Genomic DNA, 464 nt, shown 5'->3' with positions numbered 1-464 from the left:
GGGCAAGCTTGACCGACAGCGCATTGACGACCGAGACGCCGACGCCGTGCAGRCCGCCGGAGACCTTGTAGGAATTCTGGTCGAACTTACCGCCGGCATGCAGCTGGGTCATGATGACTTCGGCCGCGGAGACGCCCTCGTCATGCATGCCGGTGGGGATGCCGCGACCATTATCGGTGACGGTCACCGAGCCATCGGCATTGAGCGTCACCGTCACCAGATCAGCCCAGCCGCCCAGCGCCTCGTCAATGGCATTGTCGACGACCTCATAGATCATGTGATGCAGGCCCGAACCGTCATCCGTATCGCCGATATACATTCCGGGGCGCTTGCGCACGGCGTCGAGGCCCTTGAGGACCTTGATGCTGTCGGCACCATATTCAGTACCCGCCGGGACTGCTTCTTCGGACGATCCGGTCATGAAAATCTTTCTCTTTTCAATTGAATTCGGAGGTCTCCCCAGA

1 protein-coding gene is annotated in these 464 nt (G+C 60.0%); it reads right to left on the bottom strand.

The window, feature by feature from the left end; all coding sequences use genetic code 11:
* Window positions 1–421 (bottom strand): ATP-binding protein (locus AC1D0P_RS29160; RefSeq protein WP_477679922.1); only part of this gene is annotated, 421 nt, incomplete at its 3' end.
* Between the last annotated feature and the right edge of the window lie 43 nt (window positions 422–464).

Source organism: Polaromonas sp. P1_G2, assembly GCF_056405515.1.
The sequence above is the reverse complement of the archived record's forward strand: the minus strand, read 5'-3'. Positions and strand labels throughout refer to the sequence as shown.